Origin of the sequence: Streptomyces sp. Root1304 (assembly GCF_001426405.1) — a bacterium.
Lineage (GTDB): Bacteria > Actinomycetota > Actinomycetes > Streptomycetales > Streptomycetaceae > Streptomyces.
In genome coordinates, this window is sequence record NZ_LMEP01000012.1 from 617,653 (window position 1) to 642,774 (window position 25,122).

The following is a 25,122-nucleotide window of genomic DNA, read 5'->3' on the forward strand; positions in this document are numbered from 1 at the left end:
TGGGCGCGAGTCGCGGCGAACCCATGAAGGAAGTACCTCGCATGTCGATCCAGCACTCCGACGTCCTCTACACCGCCGTCGCCACCGCCGAGAACGGCCGTGACGGCCGGGTCGCCACCGACGACGGTCAGCTCGACGTCGTCGTGAACCCGCCCAAGGCCATGGGCGGCTCCGGCGCGGGCACCAACCCCGAGCAGCTCTTCGCGGCGGGCTACAGCGCCTGCTTCCAGGGCGCGCTCGGCGTCGTCGCCCGTAACGAGAACGCCGACGTTTCCGGCTCGACGGTCACCGCCGAGGTCGGCATCGGCAAGAACGACGACGGCTTCGGCATCATCGTGAAGATCTCGGCGACCATCCCGAACGTGGACGCCGAGACCGCCAAGAGCCTGATCGAGAAGGCCCACCAGGTCTGCCCGTACTCCAAGGCGACCCGCGGCAACATCACGGTCGAGCTCGCCGTCTGAGTCAGGACGTGGCCGAACGAGGGCCGTACTCCCCCCGCGGGAGTACGGCCCTCGCCGCGTCCCGGCGTCCGGACCGTGTCGGGCGTCACGGACCGGGCGGGACCTTCCCGGTACGGCCTGCGGCATCATGTCCCTGTCCGGCGGACAGGGGGAGTCGAGTGGCGTCGTACAACGGGTCGGAACCCACCGGCCAGGAGCTGATCGGCGGGCGCTACCGCCTGGGCGAGCGCCTCGGCCGGGGCGGCAACGGTGTCGTCCGCCGGGCCACCGACGAACTCCTCGGGCGTTCCGTCGCGGTCAAGACCCTCACGCTCGACACCGACGCCGACCCGGCGGGCGCCCTGCGCGAGGCCAGGGTCGTCGCCCGCGTCCGCCACCCGCACGTGATCGTCGTCCACGACGTCGTCGAGCACGAGGGGCGGCCCGCCCTCGTGATGGAGCTGGTCGACGGCGGCTCGCTCGCCGACCGGCTCGCCGGCCCCGGCGGCGCCCTCTCCGTACGGGAGACCGCCCGCCTCGGGCTCGCCCTCCTCGACGCGCTGTCCGCCGCCCACGCCCACGACGTGCTGCACCGGGACGTGAAACCGGCCAACGTCCTCCTGGAGAAGGGCACCGGCCGCGCCGTCCTCACCGACTTCGGCATCGCCAGCCTCCCCGGGGCGACCACGCTCAGCGGGACCGGGGTCTTCGTCGGCACCCCCGAGTACACCGCGCCGGAACGGATGCGGGGCGAGGAGGCGGGACCCGCCGCCGACCTGTGGTCCCTCGGCGCGCTCCTGTGCGCGGCGGCGACCGGCACCTCGCCCTTCCGCCGGGAATCGATCGGCGCCGTCCTGCACGCCGTCGTCTACGGGGAGATCCGCCCGCCCGAGCGCCTCGGACCCCTCCTGCCCGTCGTCCACGGCCTGCTCGAACGCGATCCCGCCCGGCGCCTGTCCGCCGAGGCGGCCCGCCGCCTGCTCACGGCGTGCGCCGCGGGGGAGGAAGGCGCCCAGGCACCGCCGTCGTCCGGCGCCCCGGACCACGACACTCCCCGGCTCGACACTCCCCGGCTAGACACCCCCGGGCCCGACGGCCCCCGGTTCGACACCCCCCGGCTCGACACCCCGGAGGTACGGGACCCCGAGGGTGGTACGCCCGCCGCGCTCGACATGGCCCGGACCCCGTCCGCCGTCCCGGCCCCGGCCCGTGACACCCCCGCGCGCCGGGGCGCCCTCGCGCTGCCCCTCGTGGCGGCGGCCGTCGCCGCCTGCGTCGCCGCCGTGACCGTCGCCGTCCTGCTCGCCGTCCGCGACGAGGGCGACCCGGAGGCGGGCCCGGCCGCGCCCGCCCCCACCCGTACGACCACCCCGGCGACCACCGCCCCGGCGACCACCGCCCCCGCGCCGCTGCCCGCCGGTTACACCTCCGTCACCGACGAGCGCGGCTTCACCCTGGCCGTACCCGCGGGAGCGACCCGCTCCACCGACGGCGAGCGGGTCTTCTACACGACGGGGGACGGGGCCGTCTGGGTCGGGATCCGGATCAGGGCGATCCCGTCCGGTGGTGCGATCGGGCTGATGCGTGCCTCCGACGCGAGCGGCCCGCGCACCAACCCGGGCTACCGCGACGGCACGGTGGAGGAGACCCGGCACTCCGGACTGCCCGCCGCCCGCTGGGAGTTCACCTGGAACGGCTTCACCGCCGCCGAGGGGCCCCGGCACACCGCCGACGTCTGCTGGGAGCAGGCGGGGACCCTGTACGACGTGTGGGCCTCGGCCCCGGTGGGCCGCGCCGCCGAGGCCCGCGCCCACCTCGACACGGCGCTCGGCACCTTCCGTACGTCGGGCCGGACCCCGGACAGTACGCCTGGCGGCTGACCTGCGCCCCACCGATAAAGTGGCCCCCATGCGTGATCTCGGGGTGGGTTTCAGACATCTGGTCCAGGGCCAGAAGTGGGTGTTCCAGCACGGACGGTGGTTCGGTTTCGGGCTGTTGCCCGGACTCGTGACCCTCGTGCTGTACGTGGGCGCGCTCGTCGGTCTCGGCTACGGCGCCGACGACCTGGCCGCCTGGGCGACCCCCTTCGCCGACGACTGGACCTCGCCCTGGCTCGGCCTCCTCCGGGGGACGATGACCGCGCTGGTCTTCGCCTTCGGGCTGTTCCTCGCGGTGATCACCTTCACCGCCGTGACCCTGCTCGTCGGGCAGCCCTTCTACGAGTCCCTCTCCGAGGAGGTCGACCGGGGCGAGGGCGGCGAGGTGCCCGAGTCCGGGCTGCCGCTCTGGCGCGAGCTGTGGATCTCGGCCCGGGACAGCGTGCGGGTGCTGCTGAGGGTCGCGTTCTACGGCGTCCTCCTCTTCGCCTGCGGCTTCATCCCGGTGGTCGGCCAGACCGTCGTCCCCGCCGTCGGCTTCTGCGTCTCCGGCTTCTTCCTCACGGAGGAACTGACCGCCGTCGCGCTCCAGCGCCGCGGTGTCGAGCTGAAGGAGCGACTGCGGCTGCTGCGGGGGCGCCGGATGGTCGCCCTCGGCTTCGGAGTCCCGCTGACGCTCGCCTTCCTGGTGCCCTTCGTCGCCGTCTTCCTGATGCCGGGCGCCGTCGCCGGAGCCACCCTGATGGCCCGTGACCTGCGGGGCGAGCCGAGCGGGGAGGACCGTGACGACGAGGACCGGGACGAAGCCGACCGGGACGCCCACGGCCGGAACGACCAGCAGGTGCACCCCTTCCCCCGCTGAGCCCGAGCCCTGGACCGGGCCCGAGCCCGGGACCGCGACTGGCACCTGAGTCGGCACCTGAGTCGGCGCCGCTCCCGAGGCCCTCAGATCTCGAGCACCGGATGCAGCTCCGGTCGCGCGTCCCACCACGTCCGGTAGAACGCGTTGTTGTCGACGTTCGCCAGATAGGCGTGCACCGCCGCCCGGTACAGCAGCTCCGCGTGCCGGGCGGACACCGCCGCCTTGTTCCAGGCCAGCCTGATCCGCCCGAGCACCGGATCGCCCTCCAGCGGGCGCAGGACCGTGCCCGCCGCCGGCGGGGCCGTCGGCTGGCTCATCGAGATGGCCCGGCCCGCGGCGATCAGCCCGTAGTGCATCTGGCGGTCGGGGACCCGGTGCCGCAGCACCGGGGTGAACCCGGCCTTCGCGCAGGCCGCGACCAGCGCCTCGGGGCCGCCGTCGTCGTCCTCCACCAGCGTCATCCATGACTCGCCGGCCAGCTCCGCGAGCGCGATCCGCTCCTTGCCCGCCAGCGGATGCTCCGCCGAGAGCCGTACGCAGAACGGCTCCTTGGGCACCACGGTCCTCGCGGTCGTGCCCTCGGGCAGGGCCACCTCGTGGTCGTTGACCTCCCCGTACAACACGGCGTCGTACCGTCCCGCGCCCAGCTGCCGGGTCAGCGTGGTGGCCGAGTGCTCCACGGTCACCGCGATGTCCTGCCCCGCCATGATCCCCTCCAGCTCCCCGAGCAGCCCGTCGACGAGCACGAGCAGGATGCAGCCCAGGCGCAGCGGGGTGTGCGGGGCGGCGGCCCGCGCCCCGGCGGCCAGCGCGTCCATCTCACCGAGCACGAGCCGCGCCTTGGCGAGGACGAACTCGCCCAGCGGGGTGGGTTCCACACCGTGCCGGCCACGGAGGAACAGCTCGCCTCCCGCGACCCGTTCGATGCGGCGGAGCTGCGCGGAGAGGGCCGGCTGCGAGACCCCGAGCCGCCCGGCGGCACGCCCCAGACTGCCCGCTTCCGCTATCCGGCAGACGGCCTCAAGATGCCTCAACTCCAGCTGCATTTCAGCAGCGTACGCAGCACCGCGCGGCCGCACCATAACCCGCGTCTTATGCCGGATGAGATGTCCCGAACTAGGCATGTCCACGCTCATACTCGGCGCGACGACCCGTCTCCCCCACCACGATCCACACCCCGATCGGAGCAGACGTTGCACCCCACCAGACTCACGGCGGCCGTGGCCGCCCTGGCGCTCTCGGCGAGCCTCGCGACCGCCCTCGCCGGCACCGCCGCCGCGGCCCCGCAGGCGCAGCCCGTCCCCCCGGGCCACGGCAAGTCCCTCGCGCTCGCCGCCGCCGACGGCGCCGCCGCGAGCGGCCTCGACGAGCTGCGGCACGGTGCGGACGAGGACCTCGTCCGCACGTCCGTCACCCCCTGGGCGAACGGTCTGTACTACGCCGCCTACGAGCGCACCTACCGCGGCCTCCCGGTCGTCGGCGGCGACGCGGTCGTCGTCTCCGACAGCACCGGCAAGGTCCGCGAGGTCACCGGCGAGCGGGCGCCCGCCATCAAGGTCTCCACGCAGGCCAGGGTGACCGCGGCCGCGGCCCTCGCCACCGCCCGGAAGCAGCTCGCCTCCGTCGAGTCCGCGAGCGCCCCCGAACTGACCGTGCTCCTCAAGGGCGGCAAGGCCGTCCTCACCTGGCACACCCTGGTCATCGGCCGGACCGCGCAGGACGCCCCGAGCTCCCTCGACACCTTCGTCGACGCCCGCACCGGATCGGTCACCCGCGCCACCGACAAGATCCTGCACGCCGACGGCCGCGGCTACCACAACGGCAACGTCACCATCGACACCGCCGCGAGCTCCATGACGGACACCACCCGCGGGGCCTTCAAGTGCGGCGGCCAGAACGGCAGCGCGTACACGGGCTCCTCGCCCTGGGGCAACAACGGCGCCAACGACCTGGTGACCGCCTGCGTCGACATCATGTACGCGGCGCAGAAGGAACACTCCATGCTCAAGGAGTGGTTCGGCTACAACGGCCAGAACGGCCAGGGCGGCATGGTCCCGGCCCGCGCCGGACTGAGCGAGGTCAACGCGTACTACGACGGTACGAAGACGACCTACGGGCGAGCCCAGACCGGCTCCAACCAGCTCACCGGCATCGACGTCGTGGCGCACGAGTACGGCCACGAGATCTTCGACCGGACGCCGGGCAGCTCGGGCTCGTCCAACGAGAACGGCGGCATGAACGAGTCGACGGGCGACATCTTCGGCGCGCTCACCGAGCACTACGCCAACAACCCGAACGACACCCCGGACTACACGGTCGGCGAGAAGGTCAACTTCTTCGGCGACGGCAAGCCGATCCGGAACATGTACAACCCCTCGCTCGTCGGCAACGACCCCAACTGCTACCCGCAGTTGACCTCCGGCACCGAGGTCCACGCGGCGGCCGGCCCGCAGAACCACTGGTTCTACCTGCTCGCCGAGGGCTCCAACCCGGGCGGCGGCAAGCCCAGCAGCCCGATATGTTCCGGCGGTCCGTCCTCGGTGACCGGCGTCGGCATCCAGAAGGCCGGCAAGATCTTCATGGGCGCCCTGCTCATGAAGACCTCCTCCTGGAACCACCTCGCCGCCCGCAAGGCGACGCTGACCAGCGCCAAGAACACCTACGGCAGCGTCGAGTGCAACGCGGTGAAGGCGGCCTGGAACGCGATCGGCGTCCCCGCCCAGTCCGGTGAGACCGACTGCGGCGGCACCACCACCCCGGACTTCACGCTCGCCCTGAACCCGTCCTCGGGCTCGGTCCAGGCCGGCGGCACCGCCACCTCCACGGTGAACACCTCAACCACCGGCGGCAGCGCGCAGACCGTCCAGCTCTCCGCGAGCGGCGTCCCGGCCGGCGTCAAGGTCTCCTTCAGCCCCGCCTCGGTGACCTCGGGCTCCTCGTCCACGATGACCGTCCAGGTCGACGCGACCGCGGCCGACGGCACGTACCCGATCACCGTCACCGGTACGGGCTCCGCCACCCACACCGTCACCTACCAGCTGTCGGTCGGCACCTCGACCCCGCCCACCGGCTGTGACAACACCGAGTACAGCTACGAGGGCTCCCTGTCCTCCGGTCAGGCCGAGGCCCAGCCGGACGGCTCGTACTACTACTCGGCGACCTCGGGCACCCACGTGGGCTGCCTGCGCGGCCCGGCCGGCACCGACTTCGACCTGTACCTGCAGAAGTGGAACGGGTCGACCTGGGTGGACGTGGCCGTCGGCGGCACGGCGGGCGCCGACGAGGACACCAGCTACTACGGCTCCGCGGGCTACTACCGGTACGTGGTCCACGCGTACAGCGGCTCCGGCGCGTACACGCTGGGCCTGAGCGCCCCGTAAGGGGATGAGCGCCCCGTAACGGGGGCGGGGCGCCGCCACGGACCGGGGGTTCCGTGACGGCCTCCCCGGAGCCGGGCGGCCGAATGTCCCACGGCCGCCCGGCTTCTCCGTGCTCCTGGCCCGGCCGGCCTCGGCCGGGACGTCCGGCTCAGCCGACCTCCGCCAGCACGAACCCGGGTTCCGTCCCGCCCGCGTCCGCGACGCGTTCGCCGTCCGGGCCCCAGGCGCCCGCCGCGCCGACCCCCACGCCGTCCTCGTTGGGCCCCAGGACGTTGCCGAGCACCACGTACAGACCGAAGTCCCTGGCCCGTACCGGGTACACCTCCTCGAACGAGTCGTTGTCGGCGCCGAGCACCGAACTCGCCAGATACACCGCGCAGCCGTCGGCGGCCGCCCGCCCGGCCAGTTCGGGGAAGCGGTTGTCGTAGCAGGTGGCCAGGGCGAACCGGACCCCGTCGAGCGCGAACCGCCCGTCGGCGGCGCCCGGTTCGAAGACCTCCGCCTCGACCCCGTACAGGTGCAGCTTGTCGTAGCGGGCGAGGAGCGCGCCGTCCGGGCCGATCACCAGCGTGGTGATCCCGGGCCGTGAACCACCGCCCCGCACGGGCCCGTTGACCACGGCCGCCGTACCGGCCGCCCGGCAGGCCTCCCGTACGGGAGCGAGCCGGGGGTCGTCCTCGTCGAGGACCAGGCCGGGGGTGTCCCGGATCAGCGACGGCTCGTACCCGGTGAGCGAGAGCTCGGCGAAGACCACGACCCGGGCCCCCTCCGCCCCGGCGGCCCGGACGAGCCCGGCGATCGTACGGACGTTGGCGTCGATGTCCCCGGCGACCGGGGCGAACTGGGTGGCTGCGACGATCATGACCCCCATCATCCCGCGCGCCCGCCGCGCGGGAACGCGCGGGACCGGCGCAGCGCCTCCGCCGTCTCCCGCAGCAGTCCGAGGAAGGCGGTCGCCGCCACGGTCGGGACCGGCGGGGTCGCGGCGCGGACGCTGCGGTACGGGACGTCGTCGGGGTGGATCGTGACGAGCGTGACGTCCCGGCGCACGGACGCCGCCGCGAGCGCCGGAACGAGGGTGACGCCCAGTCCCGCGGCCACCGCGCCGAGCTTGGCGATCCAGTCCTGCGCCAGCAGCCCGGTGCGCGGCCGGAACCCGGCGGCGACGGCCGGCCCGAACAGGGTGTCCGCCGGCTGCTCGGCGCCGACGATCCACTCCTCGTCGGCCAGTTCGGCCAGCCGCACCGCCCGCCGCCCCGCGTAGGGGTGACCGCGCTCCAGGGCCACCAGCATCGGTTCGTCGAGGAGGTGGTGGAGCGTCACGCCCTCCACCGGGGGAGCGCCGGGGGCCGGGCAGACCACCGCGAGATCCTGTTCCCCGGCGGCGAGCCGGGCCAGGTGCTTCACCGAGGGGCCCTCGGCGCGGGTGACGGTCACGCCCGGATGCCGGGTGCGGAACGCGGCCTGGGCGCGGGGGACGAGAGCCGCGTTGGCGCTGGAGAACGAGCCGAGCCGGAGCAGCCCGCCCTCCAGGGTGCGCAGCGCGGCCAGTTCGGTCCGGGCGGCGGCCAGCCGGTCGCGTACCGCCTCGGCGTGCGGCAGCAGCACCCGGCCCGCCTCGGTCAGCCGCACCCCGCGCGGCAGCCGCTCGAACAGCACCGCGCCGGTCTCGTCCTCCAGGGACTGGACCTGGCGCGAGACGGCGGACTGGGTGTAGCCGAGGGCGCGGGCGGCGGAGGTGAAGGAGCCCTCGCGGGCCACGGCGAGGAAGGCCTCGTACAGTCCATGCGTGGTGGGCATGGCAGTCATGCTAGACACTCGCTTGTCGCATGGGTGACCCGGTCCTAGCGTCGAGGTCATGAACGCCACGAACGCCCTGAGCACCACGGACACGGACCCCGCCGTCGAGACCGCCCCCGCCCCGCAGCGGACCGCCTTCCTCGGCCTCGGCTCCATGGGACTCCCCATGGCCCGCCGGCTGCTGGACGCCGGACACCCGCTGACCGTCTGGAACCGCACGCCCGCCAAGGCCGACGCCCTGGTCGCGGCAGGCGCCGTGCGCGCCGCGACCCCCGCCGAGGCCGTCCGGGACGCCGAGGTCGTCGTCACGATGCTCGCGGACCCGGCCGCCGCGCTCGCCGTCGCGGACGAGCTGATCCCCGCGCTGCGTCCGGGTACCCACTGGGTCGACACCTCGACGGTCGGCCCGGACACCGTCGCGGCCCTGGCCGCCCGGCTCCCCGCCGGGGTCACCCTGATCGACGCGCCCGTCATGGGCAGCGTCGACCGGGCCGCCACCGGTGAGCTGCTGATCTTCGCGGGCGGTGACACCGCGCCCGTCGCCGCGCTCCTCGGCCGGCTCGGGACGGTGACCTCCTGCGGGGGCCCGGGGACGGGCGCCGCGCTCAAGCTGGTGCTCATCAACGCCGCCATCGGCGGGGTCGCCCTGGTCGCGGAGGCCCTCACGCTGGCCGACTCCCTCGGCCTGCCCCGGGAACCGGCGCTGCGCATGCTCGGCGCGGGTCCGCTCGCGGGCGCCGTCGGCCGGGCCACCGCCACCGGCTCGTACTTCCCGGTCGCCCTCGCCGCGAAGGACGTCGCCCTGGCCACGGCGGTGACGGAACTCCCCGTCCTGGAGGCCGTCCACGGCCTCCTGACCGCCGACCCGTCCCTCCTGGGCGAGGACCTGGCGGCGGTCGTCCGCCAGGGACCGTCCCCCTCGAACTAGGGCCTGTTCTCCCCGTCGTCCCCCGACAGCAGCCGCAGGAAGTCCCGGAAGGCGCCCGGCATGTCGACCGCCGAGGGGTCCAGGAGCCACTGGTACTGGAGTCCGTCCATCACGGCGGTGAGCAGGGGCGCCGCCCGCTCCGGGGTGAGTCCGCCCGGCAGCCGGTCGCCGAACTCGGTGCGCAGCACGTCCGCCATGTTCGCCCGGACCTGCGCGTACCGCTCGGTGAAGAACTCCCGCGCCGGGTGCCCGTCCGTCACGCTCTCGCCGAGCAGCGCGGAGAAGGTCTGCACGATGCCGGGCCGCATGGCGTTGTACTCGACGAGGGATTCGATCAGGTCGAGCCGCCAGCCCTCGCGGTCCCGGCCGCCGCTCGTGTCCCAGCGGTCGCGCTCCTCCAGGACGGCGACGAGCAGCGCCTCCTTCGTCGGGAAGTAGTGCAGCAGCCCCTGCTGGGTCAGCCCGACCCGCTCGGCGACCGAGCCGAGGGTGGCGCCCCGGTAGCCGCGCTCGGCGATCACTTCGAGGGCGGCGCGGAGGATGTCCGCACGCCGTTCCTCACTCCTGGCCCGCACCATCGCCGTGGCCCCCTTCCGCGTCGTCGTTCCCGCCGTCGCTTCCGATCATCGCTTCCGACAGGACCGTATCCCCTCCAGGAGAGTAACAAACAGATAACATCACCTACCGCGCTACAGGTAAATGGGTGCAGGATGGACGCATCGGGGTCATCGGTACGTCAACGAGGAGGTACGGCCATGACGGAGACCAGCGCCGACACGGCACGGGAAGCGATCGTCGAGGCGGCACTCGCCAAGCTCGACCTGGACACCAAGACCCGGCTGCTCGGCGGCCAGGACATGTGGTCCCTGCCCGCCCTGCCGGAGATCGGCCTGAAGTCCCTGGTCATGTCCGACGGCCCGATCGGCGTCCGCGGCGTCCGCTGGACCGCCGACGACCCGTCCGTCGCCCTGCCGTCCCCGACCGCGCTCGCCGCCACCTGGGACCCGGCCCTCGCCCGCCGCGCCGGCCACCTCCTCGCCCAGGAAGCCCGCCGCAAGAGCGTCCACGTGCTCCTCGCGCCGACCGTCAACCTGCACCGCACCCCGCTCGGCGGCCGCCACTTCGAGGCCTACAGCGAGGACCCCTACCTGACCGGCGCCGTCGCGACCGGCTACGTCCAGGGCGTCCAGGAGGGCGGCGTCGGCACCACCGTCAAGCACTTCGTCGCCAACGACGCCGAGACCGACCGCTTCACCGTCGACAACCGGATCGCCCCGCGGCCGCTCCGCGAGCTCTACCTCGCCCCCTTCGAGGCCATCGTCAAGAACGCCCACCCCTGGGGCATCATGACGGCCTACAACCAGGTCAACGGCGTGACCATGACCGAGCACCGCCACCTGGTCAACGAGGTCCTCCGCGGCGAGTGGGGCTTCGACGGCTACAACGTCTCCGACTGGATGGCCGCCCGCTCCACCACCGGCGACATCGAGGGCGGCCTCGACGTCGCCATGCCCGGCCCCGAGACCGTCTACGGCGAGCACCTCGCCGCCGCCGTCCGCGCCGGCGAGGTCGCCGAGTCCACCGTCGACACCGCCGTCCGCAACGTCCTGCGGCTCGCCGCCCGCGTCGGCGCCCTCGAAGGCGCCCCGCCGGCCGTCACCGAGCACCCCGCCACGATCGACGGCGACGCCCTCGCCCGCGAGATCGCCCGCCGCGGCTTCGTCCTCGTACGGAACGAGAACGGCGCGCTCCCGCTGGCCGCCGGCACCACCGTCGCCCTCTCCGGCGCCGCCGCCCGCGACGCCCGCGTCCTCGGCGGCGGCTCCGCCCAGGTCTTCCCCGAGCACGTCGTCTCCCCGCTCGACGGCCTCACCGCCGCCCTCCACGAGGGTGCGCTGACCTTCAGCATCGGCGCCGACCCCAGCGAGGAACTCGTCCCCGCCGACCAGGGCTTCAGCATCCGCGCCCGCTGCCGCGACGCCGAGGGCCGCCTCCTCGGCGAGGGCTCCCTGCCCAACGGCCAGGTCCAGTGGATCGGCGACGACCTCCCGGCCGGCGTCAGCCACGACGAGCTCGCCTCCGTCGAGGTCGTCGGCACCTTCACCCCGCGCGAGTCCGGCGAGCACGCCTTCGGCACCCGCGGCCTGGGCTCCTACCTCCTCACCGTCGCCGGGGAGACCGTCTTCGACGGCGTCCAGGAACTGGGCCCCGAGGCCGACCCCTTCGAGGCCTTCTTCGGCTCCCCGGTCGAGCGCGGCAAGGTCACGCTCACCGCCGGCGAGACCGTCGAGGTCTCCCTGCTCCACACCCTGGAGAAGGACCCCGAGGAGGCGATGCGGGCCGTCATGTTCTCCTTCGTCCACCTCGGTCCCCGCCGTGACCCCGACGAACTGATCGCCGAGGCCGTCGAGGCCGCCCGCACCGCGGACACCGCCGTCGTGGTCGTCGCCACCACCGAGCGCGTCGAGTCCGAGGGCTTCGACCGCCAGGACCTCGCGCTCCCCGGCCGCCAGGACGACCTCGTACGGGCCGTCGCCGCCGTCAACCCGAACACCGTCGTCGTGGTCAACGCCGGCTCCCCGGTCGAACTGCCCTGGCGCGAGGACGTGGCCGCGATCCTGCTCAGCTGGTTCCCCGGCCAGGAGGGCGGCGCCGCCCTCGCCGACGTCCTCACCGGCGCCGAGGAGCCCGGCGGGCGCCTCCCCACCACCTGGCCCGTCGCCCTCGCCGACGTCCCGGTCACCGAGGTCACCCCCACCGGGGGCCGACTCGACTACGCCGAGGGCGTGTTCATCGGCTACCGCGCCTGGGACAGGGCCGGCGCCGTCCCCGCGTACGCCTTCGGCCACGGCCTCGGCTACACCACCTGGTCGTACGAGACCCTCACGGCCGGCCCTGACACCGCCACCGTCCGGCTCACCAACACCGGCGACCGCACCGGCCGCGAGATCGTCCAGCTCTACCTGGCGCCCGTCGACGACTCCGTCGAGCGCCCGGCCCGCTGGCTCGCCGCCTTCGCGAGCGTCGAGGCGGGCCCCGGCGAGACCGTCGAGGCCGAGATCGCGCTGCCCCGCCGCGCCTTCGAGATCTGGGACGAGGACAAGAACGACTGGACCTTCGTCCACGGCCGTTACGAGGTCCTTGCCGCGCACTCCCTGACGGACGCCCGGCTGAGCGCGACACTGGAGGTCTGACCCCTCCGGGGGTCATCCCCGAGGACCCTCCGAGGGTCCCCGAGAACGGCCCCGGGGCGGAACCTGACAACCGCCCCGGGGTCCCTCACTCCTTCGTGATCCGCCGGTACGCCAGCTCCGCGAGCCGTGCCTGCCCGTCCCGGCTCGGATGGAACCAGTCCCAGGGGCTCAACTGCCCGCCGTCGAACCGGAATCCGAAGACCGCCCCGCCGTCGTACCGGCAGCGCTCGTCCTTCGCGCACACCTCGGCGAGCACCCGGTTGTACGCGACCACCCGGTCCCGTACCCCGGCGCGCCGCCGCTCCGCCGCCGGACCCAGGTCCTCCGGGTCCGCCAGCATCGCGCCGCAGATCCCCAGCTTCCACACCTCCCGGCCCATCGGGCTCACCCGTCCGGTCGACCACAGGTGCATCAGGTCCGGCACGCTCGCCACGTACACCTGCGCCTTCGGCGCGCCCTTCCTGAGCCGGGCCATGGCCGTCTCGAAGGAGGACCGGAAATCGGCGACCGGTGTCATCAGGTCCGGGGTCGCCCGGCAGGCGTCGTTGGCGCCCATCATCACCGTGACCAGCGCGGGGCGTTCGGCCGCCGCCCCCGCCATCTGCTCGGGGAGCTCCGCCATCCGCGCGCCCGTCCGGGCCAGGTTCCAGCTGTGGGTGGCCACCTTCGCCGGGCCGAGGAGGCGCAGGGCGAGGCTGTTCACGGCGGTGTCCGTGCCCGTCGCCCAGGAGACCGCGGGGCAGTCCGACAGGACCGAACAGGCGTCGAAGGCGCGGGTGACCGAGTCCCCGACGGCGGCGACGGAGGCGGGGGAGACGTCCCAGAGCGGCTCCGGCGGCTTCGGCTTCGGCTCAGGGCTCGCCTTCGAGGTCGCTCTCGCGGCCGGATCCGTCCCGTCCGGCTCCCCGGCGGTGCAGCCGGACAGTGCCCCGGCGCACAGCAGTGCGGCCGTCGCGGCGGCGACAGCGGTACGGAATCGGCGTCGGCCGCGCATCCTCGGCCCCTCCTTCGGCGTCCTGGCGGGTGAAAGCTTCGTGTTCACCCGCCCCCGGACCGACCGTACGTCACACCGATGACGGTGCGGCACGGTAGCTTTTCCCCCGTCGAACCAGAGGCACCTTTGCCGAACGGCTCCGGTAAATTACATCACGTCACATGCTGTCCCCTTTTTGAGGGTTTGCCATGTTCTGCTCCTGATGCTGTTTACTGAGGCCGCTGGGAAAGGCGAACTCGTCCCACACTGGAGGTCCCGGTGACGACACGTGGAGTCCTGTACGTACACTCCGCACCGCGCGCGCTGTGCCCGCACGTCGAATGGGCGGTCGCGGGTGTCCTCGGTGCGAGGGTCCAGCTCGACTGGATCCGCCAGCCGGCGTCGCCCGGCACCTGGAGAGCCGAGTTCTCCTGGCAGGGCCGCACCGGCACCGCCTCCGAGCTCGCCTCCGCCCTGCGCGGCTGGCAGATGCTCCGCTTCGAGGTCACCGCGGAGCCCTGCCCCACCGCCGAGGGCGAGCGCTACAGCGCCACCCCCGACCTCGGCATCTTCCATGCCGTGACCGGCCTGCACGGGGACATCCTGGTCCCCGAGGACCGGCTGAGAGCCGCCCTCGCGCGCTCCGCGCAGGGCGAGACCCAGCTGGAGGCGGAGCTCGCCAGGCTCCTCGGCAAGCCCTGGGACGACGAACTCGAACCCTTCCGGTACGCGGGCGAGGGCGCCCCGGTGCGCTGGCTCCACCAGGTCGTCTGACGGCCCGCTCCGCCCACCCCCGACCCACGAGAAGGGCCCCACCCCCGAGCGGGGGGTGGGGCCCTTCTCGAACCGGACGGACGCCGGGCGCGGATCAGACCGTGCGGAACGCCAGCACCACGTTGTGGCCGCCGAAGCCGAACGAGTTGTTGATCGCGGCGATCGTGCCCTGCGGGAGTTCGCGGGGCTCGTCGCGGACGATGTCCGCGTCGACGTCCGGGTCCAGGTCGTCGATGTTGATCGTCGGCGGGGCCAGGCGGTGGTGGAGCGCCAGGACCGTCGCGACGGTCTCGATGCCGCCCGCGCCGCCGAGGAGGTGGCCGGTCATCGACTTCGTCGCGGAGATCGCGACGTGGTCCAGGTCGTCGCCCAGGACCTTCCGCAGCGCCTTGATCTCGGCGACGTCACCCTGCGGCGTCGACGTGGCGTGCGCGTTGAGGTGGACGACCTCGGACGGCTTGAGGTCCGTGGAGTCCAGCAGGTTCTGCATCGCGGCGGCGATGCCCCGGCCGGTCGGCTCGGGCTGCGCGATGTGGTGGCTGTCGGCCGACAGCCCCTGGCCGAGGACCTCGCAGTAGATCCGCGCGCCGCGCGCCTTCGCGTGCTCCTCGGACTCCAGGATCACGACGCCCGCGCCCTCGCCGAGCACGAAGCCGTCACGGCCCGTGTCGTACGGACGGGAGGCCTTCGTCGGCTCGTCGTTGCTCTTGGACATCGCCATCATGTTGGCGAACGCGGCGATCGGCAGCGGGTGGATCGCGGCCTCGGTACCGCCGGCGACGACCACGTCGGCACGGCCGGTACGGATCATCTCGACGGCGTAGCCGATCGCCTCGGCGCCCGACGCGCACGCGGAGACGGGGGTGTGGACGCCCGCGCGGGCGTTCACCTCCAGGCCCACGTTGGCGGAGGGTCCGTTCGGCATCAGCATCGGCACGGTGTGCGGGGAGACGCGGCGGACGCCCTTCTCCTTCAGCACGTCGTACTGGTCGAGCAGCGTGGTGACACCGCCGATGCCGGAGGCGATGACGGAACCGAGCCGCTCGGGCGCGATTTTCTCGTCCTCGCCGGCGGGGGCGGTGTAGCCCGCGTCGGCCCAGGCCTCGCGGGCCGCGATCAGCGCGAACTGCGCCGAGCGGTCCAGCTTGCGGGCGAGCGGGCGGGGCAGGACGTCACCGGGGTCGACGGCGGCGGTCGCGGCGATCTGGACGGGCAGCTCCGCGAAGCGCTCACCCTCCAGGGGCCTGACGCCGGAGCGGCCCGCGAGAAGACCTTCCCAGGTCGACGCGGAGTCGCCACCCAGCGGTGTGGTTGCGCCGATACCGGTGACGACCACGGTGCGATTGGTCGAGCTCACAGGAATTCGTTCTCCATGTGTGTGATGGTCGGAATACGGCGCCACCGCCGGGTGGCGGACCGAGTCAGTGTGGACCGAGTCGGCAGGGGCCGAATCAGGCCTGGTGCTTCAGGATGTAGTCGGCAGCGTCGCCGACCGTCTTGAGGTTCTTGACGTCCTCGTCCGGGATCTTGACGTCGAAGCGCTCTTCGGCGGCGACGACGACCTCGACCATGGAGAGCGAGTCGACGTCCAGGTCGTCGGTGAACGACTTGCCCAGCTCGACGTCCTCGACCGGGATGCCGGCGATCTCGTTGACGATCTCGGCGAGGCCTTCGACGATCTGGTCCTGGGTGGCGGCCATGGTGGCGCTCCTTCTTGTGTGTGCTTGGGTACGGGCTTCCGGAAGAACCGGAGTGCCTAGGGGAGGGTAACGACCGTCGCGGCGAAGACGAGACCCGCCCCGAAGCCGATGATGAGCGCCGTGTCGCCGCTCTTCGCCTTGCCGGTCGCCAGGAGTCGTTCCATGGCGAGCGGAATCGAGGCCGCCGAGGTGTTGCCGGTGGTCTCGACGTCGCGGGCCACCGTCACGTGCTCCGGCAGCTTCAGGGTCTTCACCATCGAGTCGATGATCCGCATGTTCGCCTGGTGCGGGATGAAGACGTCCAGGTCGTCCGCCGAGATGCCGGCGGCGTCCAGCGCCTGCTGGGCGACCTTCGCCATCTCGAAGACGGCCCAGCGGAAGACCGCCTGGCCCTCCTGCGTGATGGCGGGGAACTTGATCTCGCCGGCCTCGTTGAGCGGAAGCTTCGAGACGTCGCCGGAGGGGGTCCCCCCAGCTCGAGCGGAGCCGAGAGCTTGGGGGTGGAACTCGTTCCACGGGACGGTCTGCTTGATCGTCTCGGACTTGTCGCCCTCGGAACCCCACACGGTGGGGCCGATGTGCGGCTCGTCGGAGGGGCCGACGACCACGGCGCCGGCGCCGTCGCCGAACAGGAAGGCCGTCGCGCGGTCCTCCAGATCCGTCAGGTCGCTGAGCCGCTCCACGCCGATGACGAGGACGTACTCGGCGGAACCCTCGACGATCATGCCCTTGGCGAGGGTCAGGCCGTAGCCGAAGCCCGCGCAGCCGGCGGAGATGTCGAAGGCGGCCGGCTTCCCGGCGCCGATCTTGTCGGCGATCTCGGTGGCGACGGCCGGAGTCTGCTTGAAGTGCGAGACCGTGGAGACGATCACCGCACCGATCTGCTCCGGGTTGATCCCGGCGTCCGCGATGGCCTTGCCCGAGGCCTCCACCGACATGGCGGCGACGGTCTCCTCGGGCGAGGCCCAGTGGCGGGTGGCGATACCGGAGCGCGAGCGGATCCACTCGTCGGACGAGTCGATCGTCTCGAGGATCACCTCGTTCGGCACGACCCGGGTGGGGCGGTAGCCGCCGACACCGAGGATCCGCGCGTACGGGGCGCCCTTGCTGGGCTTGATCTTCGACATGTTTCTCGACACTCCTTGTCAGACGGCCGCGTGCTCGGCGATGAGCGTACGGGCCGCGTCCAGGTCGTCGGGAGTCTTCAGGGCGACGGTGGCCACACCGGGCAGGGCGCGCTTGGCGATGCCGGTCAGCGTGCCGCCGGGGCAGACCTCGATCAGCGCGGTCGCGCCGAGCGCCTGGAAGGTCTCCATGCACAGGTCCCAGCGGACCGGGTTCGCGACCTGGCCCACCAGGCGGGCGACGACCTCGGCGCCGTCGGTGACGACCTGCCCGTCCTTGTTGGAGACGTAGCGGACGGCGGGGGCGGCCGGGGACAGCTCCTTCGCCGCCTCCTCCAGCTTCGCCACGGCCGGGGCCATGTGGTGCGTGTGGAAGGCACCGGCGACCTTGAGCGCGACGACCCGGCGGACGCCCTCGGGCTTGTCGGCGTCCAGGGCGGCCAGCTGCTCCATGGTGCCGGCGGCCACGATCTGGCCCGCGCCGTTCACGTTGGCGGCGGTCAGACCGAGCTTCTCCAGGTGCGGGACGGTCACCTCGGGGTCGCCCCCGAGCAGTGCCGACATGCCGGTCTCGGTGATCGCGGCGGCCTCGGCCATCGCGAGCCCACGGGTCCGTACGAGACGCAGCGCGGCGGTGTCGTCGAGGACGCCCGCGAACGCGGCGGCGGTGAACTCGCCGACGCTGTGACCGGCGACGACGCCGGGCGTCACGTCGCCGAGCGCGGCGGCGGACAGCAGACCGGCGGCGACGAGGAGCGGCTGCGCCACGGCGGTGTCACGGATCTCGTCCGCGTCCGCCTTCGTGCCGTAGTGGGCGAGGTCGAGCCCGATGGCGTCCGACCAGGCCGCGATGCGGTCGGCGGCGCCGGGGAGTTCGAGCCAGGGGGTCAGGAAGCCGGGCGTCTGGGCGCCTTGGCCGGGAGCGACGAGTACGAGCACCCTCACACTCTCTCTTGGGGACGGCTTCCGGCGCCCGTGGGGACAGGGACGAAGAACCGTCGGGGGAATTGTTGGTGTTCGACAAAAGTCTAGGACTGCGGATCTCCGTCGGCCAAGCGTCCCAGGATGAGCGCGATCCGCAGCGTGAACGCGGAGCGAACGTCGGAGGGTGACCAGCCGGTGACGTCGGTCACACGTCGGAGCCGGTAGCGCACGGTGTTGGGGTGCACGAAGAGCATCCGTGCGGCGCCTTCCAGGCTGCTGGCCTGCTCCAGGTACACGCTGAGAGTCTCCAGGAGCGCCGAGCCCGCTTCCTCCAGCGGTCTGTAGATCTCCTCCACCAACTGCTCGCGCGCCGAAGGGTCGGAGGCGATGGCGCGCTCCGGCAGGAGATCGTCCGCGAGGACCGGGCGGGGGGCGTCCTGCCAGGCCGAGCAGGCCTTGAGGCCTGCTGCCGCGGCCTGCGCGGAGCGGGTCGCGGCGAGCAGGTCGGGGACGACCGGGCCGGCCACGACCGGGCCGGCCGCGTACGGTCCGATCAGCGCCTTCGCGACGGCGAGCGGGTTGTCGTTGCCGCCGGCGATGACGACCAGCCGGTTGCCGAGGACACCGGTGAGCACCTGGAGCTTGGCGTGCCGGGCGGCCCGGCGGATGGCCTCGACCGTCAGCTCGCTGTCGCCGTCGGGGGCGGTGCCGAGGATCACGCACACGTGGTCCGGGGAGTTCCAGCCGAGGGCCGCCGCGCGCGAGACGGCACCCTCGTCGGCCTCGCCGGAGAGGACCGCGTTCACGACGAGCGATTCCAGGCGCGCGTCCCAGGCGCCCCGGGCCTCGGCGGCCTGCGCGTACACCTGGGCGGTCGCGAAGGCGATCTCCCGGGCGTAGACGAGGAGCGCCTCGCGGAGGGTCGACTCGTCGCCGGGCGCGGCGACCTCGTCGATCGCCGTCTCCATGACCTCGATGGTGGTGCGCACCATCTCGACGGTCTGCCGGAGGGTGATCGCACGGGTCAGCTCGCGGGGCGCGGTGCCGAAGACGTCCGTCGAGATCGCCTGCGGGGTCTCGGGGTGCCGGAACCACTCCGTGAACGCGGCGATGCCGGCCTGGGCGACCAGACCGATCCACGACCGGTTCTCGGGCGGCATCGCCCGGTACCACGGCAGCGTCTCGTCCATGCGGGCGATGGCGTTCGCGGCGAGCCGCCCGGAGGACTGTTCGAGGCGCTTCAGGGTCGCGGCGTGCGAGTGAGGGACGTTCTGGGGTTCTGGCACGGGGACAAGACTGCCTTATCGGGACGGCGCCGTGCGGGGTCGGGGCGGGTTCGCCGCCGCCGGGCCCGGGGGCCGCACTACCGTGGGGCGGGTGATACGCATCCAGCGCGCCGCCGAGCGGTATCCCGGGGGCGACCCGGCGGCCGGGATCGAGACCCGGCACGCCCTGTCGTTCGGCCCGCACTACGACCCCGACAACCTCCGCTTCGGCGCCCTGCTCGCCTGCAACGAGGAGCGGCTCGCGCCCGGCGCGGGCTTCGACGAGCATCCGCACAGCCACACGGAGATCGTGACCTGGGTCGTGGAGGGCGAGCTCACCCACCACGACACGGCCGGTCACACCACGGTCGTCCGGCCCGGCGACCTCCAGCGGCTGAGCGCGGCGGGCGGCGTCCGGCACGTCGAGCGCAACGACGCCGACGTGCCGCTGGTCTTCGTGCAGATGTGGCTCGCGCCGCTCGCGCCGGGCGGGGAACCCTCGTACGAGGTGGTGCGGGGGCTCGGGGACCCGTACGACCTCCCGGGGGCGGACGCCCGTCTGCACGTCCGCCGCCTCCGCGCGGGGGAGCGGACCGAGGTCCCGGCCGCCGACTTCGCGTACGTGCACGTGGTGCGGGGCGCGCTGCTGCTCGACGGCGAGGAACTCGGCCCCGGCGACGCGGCCCGGATCACCGACGGCACCGGGGACCTCGCGCCGGCCGCCACGGCCGACGCGGAGGTCCTGATCTGGGAGATGCGGGACTGGCGCACGGCCCTGGGGTGAACGCCCGGGGGGACAGCGGCCCCCGGAGGGTTCCTCAGGCGAGCGCGCTCTTCTGCTTCCACTGCTCCCAGCTCAGGTTCCACGCCCCGTAGCCGTTGCCCTCGGCGACCGTGCCCTTGGTGTCCCTGCCGGTGATCTCGAAGGGGTCGCCGACGTTCACCGAGGCGTAGAAGGAGGCGGCGTTCCCGTCGCTCATGCCGATGCAGCCGGAGCTCTTGTTGGCCTTGCCGAAGTACGGCGCGTTCCACGGGGCCGCGTGCGCGTACATGCCCGACCAGGTCAGCCGCATCGAGTAGTCGACGTCCTTGTCGTAGGCGTCGCCGAGGCCGACCGTCTCCGAGTTCATGTTGATCGTGCCCTCCTTCGCCATCAGGACGGCCGTGCCCCGCCAGGACCGCTTGTCGCCGCCCGGGGTGCCGCCGGAGACCGGGATCGTGCGGACGGTCCGCCCGTCCTTGACCAGGGTCAGCTTCTGCCGGTCCAGGTCGACCTTCACGATCTGCGAGGCGCCGATCGTGAAGCCGGTGCGGTAGTCGCGGACGAACCAGCCGCCGCCGGAGTCCGTGCCGTTCAGGTCGGCCTCCAGGGTCACCTTCGTGCCGGGCTTCCAGTACTCCCGGGGGCGCCAGTCGGCCCTGTCCCGGCCCGAGTAGTCCTTGACCCAGCCCCAGGACCCCTCGGTGGCGTTCGAGGTGGTGACCTTCAGCTGCTTCTCCACGTCCGCCTTCCTCGTCACCGGGAGGTCGAAGACGATCGAGAGGGGGTGGCCCACGCCGACGGTGGTGTTCTTGCCGGGGGCCAGGGTCAGCTTGTTGACCTTCTCCGCCTCCGGGGTGCTGAAGGAGGACGTCGTCGTCGACTCCTTGCCGTCGCCCGCACGGGAGGTCACCCGCACCGTGTACGTGGTCCCCGGCGCGGCCTTCCGGTCCGAGATCCAGCTCGCCCCGCCGGTGCCCGTACGGCCGGTGAGGGCCCCGCCCTCCGCGTCGACGACCTTCACCTCGGCCAGCGTGCCGCCCGAGGCGGTCACGGTCACCGGCCGGCCGGCCGCCGGGTCCACGACCGTCACCTTCGCCGGGGCCGCCGCCGACGCGGGCGCCCCCGACGTCTTCGAGGGGCCGCTCGCCGCCTGCGCCGTACAGGCCGTGAGGGAGACGGTCAGCGCGACCGCCGCGAGGGCGGGACGGGGAGTGCGTATGCGCAGCACGGAAGACCTCCGCGTGAGGGAATCGGGTGGGATGTTCCGGACTGTAGGTCGCCCCGGCCGCTCCCGGGCGGCCCGGAGCCCATGTGACGAGGGCTGCGGCGGAACGGTCACCGTCCGGTCACATGCGCCGCGCGCACCCGTCGAATTCGGCTGTGAGCCTGCTGTGCGCCCCACCACCGAGGGGCGGAACCAGGAGGCTCCCGTTGTGTCAGCGCTGCTCGTGACGGCCGCACCCGCCGCCCGCCGTGCCCTGCGGCTCGGGCCCGTGACCCCCGAGGCGTACCGCGCGTTCCTCGCCTCCCGTTCCGGCGCGGACGGGCCCAGCTTCCTCCAAGTCCCCTCCTGGGCACAGGTGAAGGACGGCTGGAGCCATCAACTCCTCGGCTGGGGCCCGGAGTCCGGGGCGCTCGAAGGGGTCGCCCTGGTGCTCCTGCGGCCCTTCCCCGGCACCCGGAAGTTCTTCGCCTACCTGCCCGAAGGGCCCGTCGCAGACTGGGCCGACCCCGACGTCGACGGCTGGCTCTCCCCGCTGCTCGGACATCTGCGGGCGTCGGGCGCCTTCGCCGTACGCATCGGCCCCGGCCCCGCCTACCGGCGGTGGAACGCCGCCACCGTCAAGGCGGGCACCGGCACCGGCCGCCGCCTCTCCGACGTCCTCGCCGACGAGGTCGACCCGCTCGGCACCGTCGTCGCCGACCGGCTCAGGGCGCGCGGCTGGCGGCGCTGCGGCGGCGAGTCCGAGGACGGCGCCGACGCCCAGCCCCGCCACGTCTTCCAGGTCCCGCTGACCGGACGCACCACCGACGACCTGTGGACCGGCCTCAACCAGGAATGGCGCCGCAACGTCCGCAAGGCCCGCAAGTCCGGTGTCGAGATCACCGTCGGCTCCGCCGCCGACCTGCCCGAGTTCTACCGGCTGCTCCGCATCACCGAGGAACGCGACGGCTTCCGCCTCGGCCGCTCCCTCGCGTACTACGAGCGCCAGTACGCCGTCCTCAACGCCGAGATGCCCGGCCGGATGAAGCTCTACCTCGCCCGCCACGAGGGCGAGATCCTCGCCGCCCACACCATGGTCACGGTCGGCGGGCGCGTCTGGTACCAGACCGGCGCCTCCGCCGACCACCGCCGCGAGGTCCGCCCCTCCAACGCCCTCCAGTGGCGGATGCTGCTCGACGCGCACGCCCTCGGCGCCGCCGTCTACGACCTGCGCGGGGTACCCTCCACCCTCGATCCGGACGACCGCGCCCACGGGCTGCTGCGCTGGAAGCTCGGCACGGGCGGACAGGTCGTCGAGACGCTGGGGGAGTGGGAGACACCGATGCAGGGGACGACCAACCAGGCGCTGTACCGCGCCTTCCACGCGTACCTGGCCCGCCGATGACGGGCACCACCGCCACGCTCACCGCCGGACGGCGGTCGGCGAAGGCCGCGCCGACCGCGCTGCGCAGCGGTGCGCTGATGGCCGCCGGGTCGCTCGTCTCCCGCGCCACCGGCTTCGTCCGGGCCGCCGTCGTCGCCGCCGCGCTCGGCGCGGGCTACGTCGCCGACGGCTACGCGGTCGGCAACTCCGTCCCCACCATCGTCTACATGCTGCTCCTCGGCGGCGCCCTCAACGCCGTCTTCGTCCCCGAACTGGTCAAGGCCGCCAAGGAACACGCCGACGGCGGAGTCGCGTACACCGACCGGCTCCTCACCCTCTGCGGGCTCGCCCTCACCGCCCTCACGGCGGGCGCGGTGCTCGCCGCCCCGCAGATCGTCGACCTGTACACCGACTACACGGGCCCGCAGCGGGAGATGACCGTCGCCTTCGCGCGCGCGTGCCTGCCGCAGATCCTCTTCCTCGGGCTCTTCACCCTCCTCGGGCAGGTCCTCAACGCCCGGGGCCGCTTCGGCGCCATGATGTGGACCCCCGTCCTCAACAACGTGGTCGTCGTCGCCGTCTTCGGCCTCTTCCTCGTCGTCAGCGACGGCGGAGCACTCACCCCCGGCGAGACCGCCCTGCTCGGCTGGGGCACCACCGCGGGCATCGCCCTCCAGGCCCTCGCCCTCGTGCCCTCGCTGCGCGCCGCCGGCTTCCGCTGGCGGCCCCGCTTCGACTGGCGGGGCAGCGGCCTCGCCGCCCCGCTGCGCTCGGCCGGCTGGCTGGTGCTGCTGGTCCTCACCAACCAGGGCGCGTACTGGGTGACCACCCTGCTCGCCACCTCGGCGGGCGGCACGGCCACCGGCGGCGGTTCGGGCCTCGCCGCGTACAACAACGCCTATCTGCTGTGGACCGTCCCGCACGGCATCATCACCGTCTCCCTCGTCACGGCCCTGCTGCCCCGGATGAGCGGCGCCGCGACCGACGGCGACCTCGCCGGGGTCCGCCGGGACGTCTCGTACGCCCTGCGGACCAGCGCCGCGGCCGTCGTCCCCGCCGCCTGCGCGCTCTTCGCCCTCGCCGTCCCCCTGATGACGGTCGTCTTCCGCTACGGGGCGACCGGCGCCGACGACATCCGCGCCATGTCGTGGATCCTGATGGCCTTCGCGCCCGGCCTCGTCGCCCTGTCCGGGCAGTACGTGTGCACCCGCGCCTTCTACGCCCTGCGCGACACCCGCACCCCCTTCGTCCTCAACCTGGTGATCGCCGGGCTCAACGCGCTGCTCTCGTTCACCGCGTACGCGACCCTGCCGACGCGCTGGGCCGTCGCGGGCATGGCGGCCGGGTACTCGCTCGCCCTGTGGGTGGGCTGGGGCGTCACGGCGTACGTGCTGCGGCGGAGGCTTACGGGGACCAGGAAGAGCGGCGGGGGGAGCGCCGGCGGCGCGGATCCCGAAGCCCCCGAGCACCCCGAGGCCCCCGGGGGCGCCGTCTCCGCGATCGTGCGCCTGCTGCTCGCCGCCCTGCCCGCCGCCGGGTACGGGCTCCTCGTCACCGACCTCACCGGCCCCGCCGGAGCCGTACCCTCCGGCCTCGCCGGCGCCCTCACCGTCCTCGGGGTCTTCGCCGTCCTCGCCCGCCCCTTCCGCCTCACCGAACTGCGGTCCCTCCTCACGGCCGGGTCCGGCCGGCTGCGCGGCCTCGCCCGCCGCACCTGACCCCCGCCCCCTCCGCACGAGGGGCCCGTCCACCTTGGGATACTCCACAGATGCCCCGCGTGCTCCTGATAGAAGACGACCCCTCCGTCCGGGAGGGAGTCGAGATCGGGCTGCGCCGCCGCGGCCACGAGGTGCGGACCGCGCCCACCGGGGAGGCCGGGCTCGCGGCCCTCGGCGAGTTCCGGCCCGATCTGCTGCTGCTCGACCTGATGCTGCCCGGCATGAACGGCGTCCAGGTGTGCCGTACCGTCCGCGAGACCAGCCAGCTGCCGATCATCATGCTGACCGCCCGCGGCGACGACTTCGACGTGGTCGTCGGCCTGGAGGCCGGCGCCGACGACTACATCGTCAAGCCCGCCCGCACCGAGGTCATCGAGGCCCGGATCCGGGCCGTGCTCCGCCGCATCGAGGAGCCCGGCGGCAGCAAGGCCGCCGTCGAGTTCCACGGGGAACTGGCCATCGACCGGGCCGGACTCACCGTCGCCAAGTCCGGCGAACGCCTCGGCCTCGCCCCCTCCGAGCTGAAGCTGCTGCTCCACCTCACCGCCGCCCCCGAGCAGGTCTTCAGCCGGCAGCAACTCCTCGAACACGTCTGGGAGCACAGCTACCACGGCGACGCCCGGCTGGTCGACGCCTGCGTCCGCCGGCTGCGGAACAAGATCGAGGACACCCCCGGCGAACCCCGCTACATCCAGACCCTGCGCGGCTTCGGCTACCGCTTCGGACCCCTGTGAAGGCCTGTGTGAGCCCGGAGCCGTACACCGGGGACACGGTCGAGCCCCGTCGCCCGCCCCGGCGCCGGGCCCGCA

The 25,122-nt window shown here is 73.3% G+C and carries 22 protein-coding genes; 11 read left to right on the forward strand and 11 right to left on the reverse strand.

All coding sequences use genetic code 11. From position 1 onward, the window contains the following. Nucleotides 1–41: 41 nt before the first annotated feature. The 3 genes from ASD33_RS15640 (at nucleotide 42) to ASD33_RS15650 (ending at nucleotide 3,182) form a co-directional block, all read left to right on the forward strand. Nucleotides 42–464, forward strand: coding sequence for an organic hydroperoxide resistance protein (locus tag ASD33_RS15640; protein WP_030693363.1), 423 nt, complete (start codon nucleotides 42–44; stop codon nucleotides 462–464). Nucleotides 465–622: 158 nt separating this feature from the next. Then, nucleotides 623–2,323, forward strand: coding sequence for a serine/threonine-protein kinase (locus tag ASD33_RS15645; protein WP_242426999.1), 1,701 nt, complete (start codon nucleotides 623–625; stop codon nucleotides 2,321–2,323). A gap of 28 nt (nucleotides 2,324–2,351) precedes the next feature. Beyond that, a complete protein-coding gene (locus tag ASD33_RS15650; RefSeq protein WP_079044793.1) occupies nucleotides 2,352–3,182 on the forward strand; it encodes an EI24 domain-containing protein in 831 nt (276 codons plus the stop codon). A gap of 83 nt (nucleotides 3,183–3,265) precedes the next feature. Here the strand turns inward: ASD33_RS15650 and ASD33_RS15655 are convergent, their stop codons facing one another. Next, nucleotides 3,266–4,228, reverse strand: a complete 963-nt coding sequence (locus ASD33_RS15655; RefSeq protein WP_056559351.1) for a LysR family transcriptional regulator — start codon at nucleotides 4,226–4,228, stop codon at nucleotides 3,266–3,268. Nucleotides 4,229–4,375: 147 nt separating this feature from the next. Between ASD33_RS15655 and ASD33_RS15660 the strand changes: the two genes are divergently transcribed. Then, nucleotides 4,376–6,562: a M4 family metallopeptidase gene (locus ASD33_RS15660; protein ID WP_242427000.1), complete on the forward strand. Its 2,187-nt coding sequence runs from the start codon at nucleotides 4,376–4,378 to the stop codon at nucleotides 6,560–6,562. A 148-nt stretch (nucleotides 6,563–6,710) separates the two neighbouring features. Here ASD33_RS15660 and ASD33_RS15665 read toward each other — a convergent pair whose 3' ends face one another. Both ASD33_RS15665 and ASD33_RS15670 read right to left on the reverse strand, forming a co-directional pair. Beyond that, on the reverse strand, nucleotides 6,711–7,424 hold the full coding sequence (locus ASD33_RS15665) for a carbon-nitrogen hydrolase family protein (protein WP_056559356.1): 714 nt from the start codon (nucleotides 7,422–7,424) through the stop codon (nucleotides 6,711–6,713). Nucleotides 7,425–7,432: 8 nt separating this feature from the next. Continuing rightward, complete coding sequence (locus tag ASD33_RS15670) at nucleotides 7,433–8,362, reverse strand: LysR family transcriptional regulator (RefSeq protein ID WP_242427001.1); 930 nt, start codon at nucleotides 8,360–8,362, stop codon at nucleotides 7,433–7,435. A gap of 58 nt (nucleotides 8,363–8,420) precedes the next feature. Between ASD33_RS15670 and ASD33_RS15675 the strand changes: the two genes are divergently transcribed. Further along, nucleotides 8,421–9,290 (forward strand): NAD(P)-dependent oxidoreductase, encoded by an 870-nt coding sequence (locus ASD33_RS15675; RefSeq protein WP_079044794.1) that lies wholly within the window; start codon nucleotides 8,421–8,423, stop codon nucleotides 9,288–9,290. Here the strand turns inward: ASD33_RS15675 and ASD33_RS15680 are convergent. Then, nucleotides 9,287–9,868 carry a TetR/AcrR family transcriptional regulator gene (locus ASD33_RS15680; RefSeq protein ID WP_056559361.1) on the reverse strand — a complete coding sequence of 194 codons (582 nt, stop codon included), beginning with the start codon at nucleotides 9,866–9,868 and terminating at the stop codon, nucleotides 9,287–9,289. The two genes, ASD33_RS15675 and ASD33_RS15680, sit on opposite strands and share 4 nt — an antisense overlap. A gap of 177 nt (nucleotides 9,869–10,045) precedes the next feature. On the opposite strand from ASD33_RS15680, the gene ASD33_RS15685 reads away from it, so the two are divergent. Further along, on the forward strand, nucleotides 10,046–12,484 hold the full coding sequence (locus tag ASD33_RS15685; RefSeq protein ID WP_056559364.1) for a glycoside hydrolase family 3 C-terminal domain-containing protein: 2,439 nt from the start codon (nucleotides 10,046–10,048) through the stop codon (nucleotides 12,482–12,484). Nucleotides 12,485–12,569: 85 nt separating this feature from the next. Here ASD33_RS15685 and ASD33_RS15690 read toward each other — a convergent pair whose 3' ends face one another. Continuing rightward, entirely contained in the window at nucleotides 12,570–13,478 is a 909-nt protein-coding gene (locus ASD33_RS15690; RefSeq protein ID WP_056559367.1) for an SGNH/GDSL hydrolase family protein, read from the reverse strand. Nucleotides 13,479–13,736: 258 nt separating this feature from the next. Here ASD33_RS15690 and ASD33_RS15695 point away from each other — a divergent pair, with 258 nt between their 5' ends. Beyond that, a complete protein-coding gene (locus tag ASD33_RS15695) occupies nucleotides 13,737–14,231 on the forward strand; it encodes a DUF3145 domain-containing protein (RefSeq protein WP_056559370.1) in 495 nt (164 codons plus the stop codon). A 94-nt stretch (nucleotides 14,232–14,325) separates the two neighbouring features. Here ASD33_RS15695 and fabF read toward each other — a convergent pair whose 3' ends face one another. The 5 genes from fabF to ASD33_RS15720 all read right to left on the reverse strand — a co-directional run bounded on the left by fabF (nucleotide 14,326) and on the right by ASD33_RS15720 (nucleotide 19,265). Next, on the reverse strand, nucleotides 14,326–15,588 hold the full coding sequence (fabF, locus tag ASD33_RS15700) for a beta-ketoacyl-ACP synthase II (RefSeq protein WP_056559374.1): 1,263 nt from the start codon (nucleotides 15,586–15,588) through the stop codon (nucleotides 14,326–14,328). A gap of 94 nt (nucleotides 15,589–15,682) precedes the next feature. Continuing rightward, nucleotides 15,683–15,931, reverse strand: a complete 249-nt coding sequence (locus ASD33_RS15705; RefSeq protein WP_030220891.1) for an acyl carrier protein — start codon at nucleotides 15,929–15,931, stop codon at nucleotides 15,683–15,685. A gap of 56 nt (nucleotides 15,932–15,987) precedes the next feature. Next, nucleotides 15,988–17,058: a ketoacyl-ACP synthase III gene (locus ASD33_RS15710; protein WP_056559376.1), complete on the reverse strand. Its 1,071-nt coding sequence runs from the start codon at nucleotides 17,056–17,058 to the stop codon at nucleotides 15,988–15,990. A gap of 18 nt (nucleotides 17,059–17,076) precedes the next feature. Further along, a complete protein-coding gene (locus ASD33_RS15715) occupies nucleotides 17,077–17,994 on the reverse strand; it encodes an ACP S-malonyltransferase (protein WP_056559379.1) in 918 nt (305 codons plus the stop codon). Between the two features lie 89 nt (nucleotides 17,995–18,083). Further along, nucleotides 18,084–19,265 carry a helix-turn-helix domain-containing protein gene (locus ASD33_RS15720; protein ID WP_056559382.1) on the reverse strand — a complete coding sequence of 394 codons (1,182 nt, stop codon included), beginning with the start codon at nucleotides 19,263–19,265 and terminating at the stop codon, nucleotides 18,084–18,086. Between the two features lie 91 nt (nucleotides 19,266–19,356). Here ASD33_RS15720 and ASD33_RS15725 point away from each other — a divergent pair, with 91 nt between their 5' ends. After that, nucleotides 19,357–20,028: a pirin family protein gene (locus tag ASD33_RS15725; protein ID WP_056559385.1), complete on the forward strand. Its 672-nt coding sequence runs from the start codon at nucleotides 19,357–19,359 to the stop codon at nucleotides 20,026–20,028. 34 nt (nucleotides 20,029–20,062) lie between these two features. On the opposite strand, the gene ASD33_RS15730 is transcribed toward ASD33_RS15725, so the two are convergent. Next, complete coding sequence (locus ASD33_RS15730; RefSeq protein WP_056559388.1) at nucleotides 20,063–21,235, reverse strand: Ig-like domain-containing protein; 1,173 nt, start codon at nucleotides 21,233–21,235, stop codon at nucleotides 20,063–20,065. Nucleotides 21,236–21,440: 205 nt separating this feature from the next. Here ASD33_RS15730 and ASD33_RS15735 point away from each other — a divergent pair, with 205 nt between their 5' ends. The 3 genes from ASD33_RS15735 to ASD33_RS15745 are packed head-to-tail and all read left to right on the forward strand — an operon-like array spanning nucleotide 21,441 to nucleotide 25,047. Next, entirely contained in the window at nucleotides 21,441–22,616 is a 1,176-nt protein-coding gene (locus tag ASD33_RS15735) for a peptidoglycan bridge formation glycyltransferase FemA/FemB family protein (RefSeq protein ID WP_056559391.1), read from the forward strand. Beyond that, nucleotides 22,613–24,313, forward strand: coding sequence for a murein biosynthesis integral membrane protein MurJ (gene murJ / locus ASD33_RS15740; protein ID WP_056559393.1), 1,701 nt, complete (start codon nucleotides 22,613–22,615; stop codon nucleotides 24,311–24,313). The genes ASD33_RS15735 and murJ overlap by 4 nt, the downstream gene beginning before the upstream one ends. Before the next feature lie 50 nt (nucleotides 24,314–24,363). Beyond that, a complete protein-coding gene (locus ASD33_RS15745) occupies nucleotides 24,364–25,047 on the forward strand; it encodes a response regulator transcription factor (RefSeq protein ID WP_056559397.1) in 684 nt (227 codons plus the stop codon). The last annotated feature ends 75 nt before the right edge of the window (nucleotides 25,048–25,122 follow it).

Excerpts from the sequence above, each read along its gene's own strand:
- ASD33_RS15670 (WP_242427001.1), bottom strand. The coding sequence starts at position 8,362 with ATGCCCACCACGCATGGACTGTACGAGGCCTTCCTCGCCGTGGCCCGC.
- ASD33_RS15745 (WP_056559397.1), top strand. The coding sequence starts at position 24,364 with ATGCCCCGCGTGCTCCTGATAGAAGACGACCCCTCCGTCCGGGAGGGA.
- ASD33_RS15675 (WP_079044794.1), top strand. The coding sequence starts at position 8,421 with ATGAACGCCACGAACGCCCTGAGCACCACGGACACGGACCCCGCCGTC.
- ASD33_RS15680 (WP_056559361.1), bottom strand. The coding sequence starts at position 9,868 with ATGGTGCGGGCCAGGAGTGAGGAACGGCGTGCGGACATCCTCCGCGCC.
- ASD33_RS15650 (WP_079044793.1), top strand. The coding sequence starts at position 2,352 with ATGCGTGATCTCGGGGTGGGTTTCAGACATCTGGTCCAGGGCCAGAAG.
- ASD33_RS15705 (WP_030220891.1), bottom strand. The coding sequence starts at position 15,931 with ATGGCCGCCACCCAGGACCAGATCGTCGAAGGCCTCGCCGAGATCGTC.
- murJ (WP_056559393.1), top strand. The coding sequence starts at position 22,613 with ATGACGGGCACCACCGCCACGCTCACCGCCGGACGGCGGTCGGCGAAG.
- ASD33_RS15710 (WP_056559376.1), bottom strand. The coding sequence starts at position 17,058 with ATGTCGAAGATCAAGCCCAGCAAGGGCGCCCCGTACGCGCGGATCCTC.
- ASD33_RS15655 (WP_056559351.1), bottom strand. The coding sequence starts at position 4,228 with ATGCAGCTGGAGTTGAGGCATCTTGAGGCCGTCTGCCGGATAGCGGAA.
- ASD33_RS15640 (WP_030693363.1), top strand. The coding sequence starts at position 42 with ATGTCGATCCAGCACTCCGACGTCCTCTACACCGCCGTCGCCACCGCC.
- ASD33_RS15685 (WP_056559364.1), top strand. The coding sequence starts at position 10,046 with ATGACGGAGACCAGCGCCGACACGGCACGGGAAGCGATCGTCGAGGCG.
- ASD33_RS15690 (WP_056559367.1), bottom strand. The coding sequence starts at position 13,478 with ATGCGCGGCCGACGCCGATTCCGTACCGCTGTCGCCGCCGCGACGGCC.
- ASD33_RS15665 (WP_056559356.1), bottom strand. The coding sequence starts at position 7,424 with ATGATCGTCGCAGCCACCCAGTTCGCCCCGGTCGCCGGGGACATCGAC.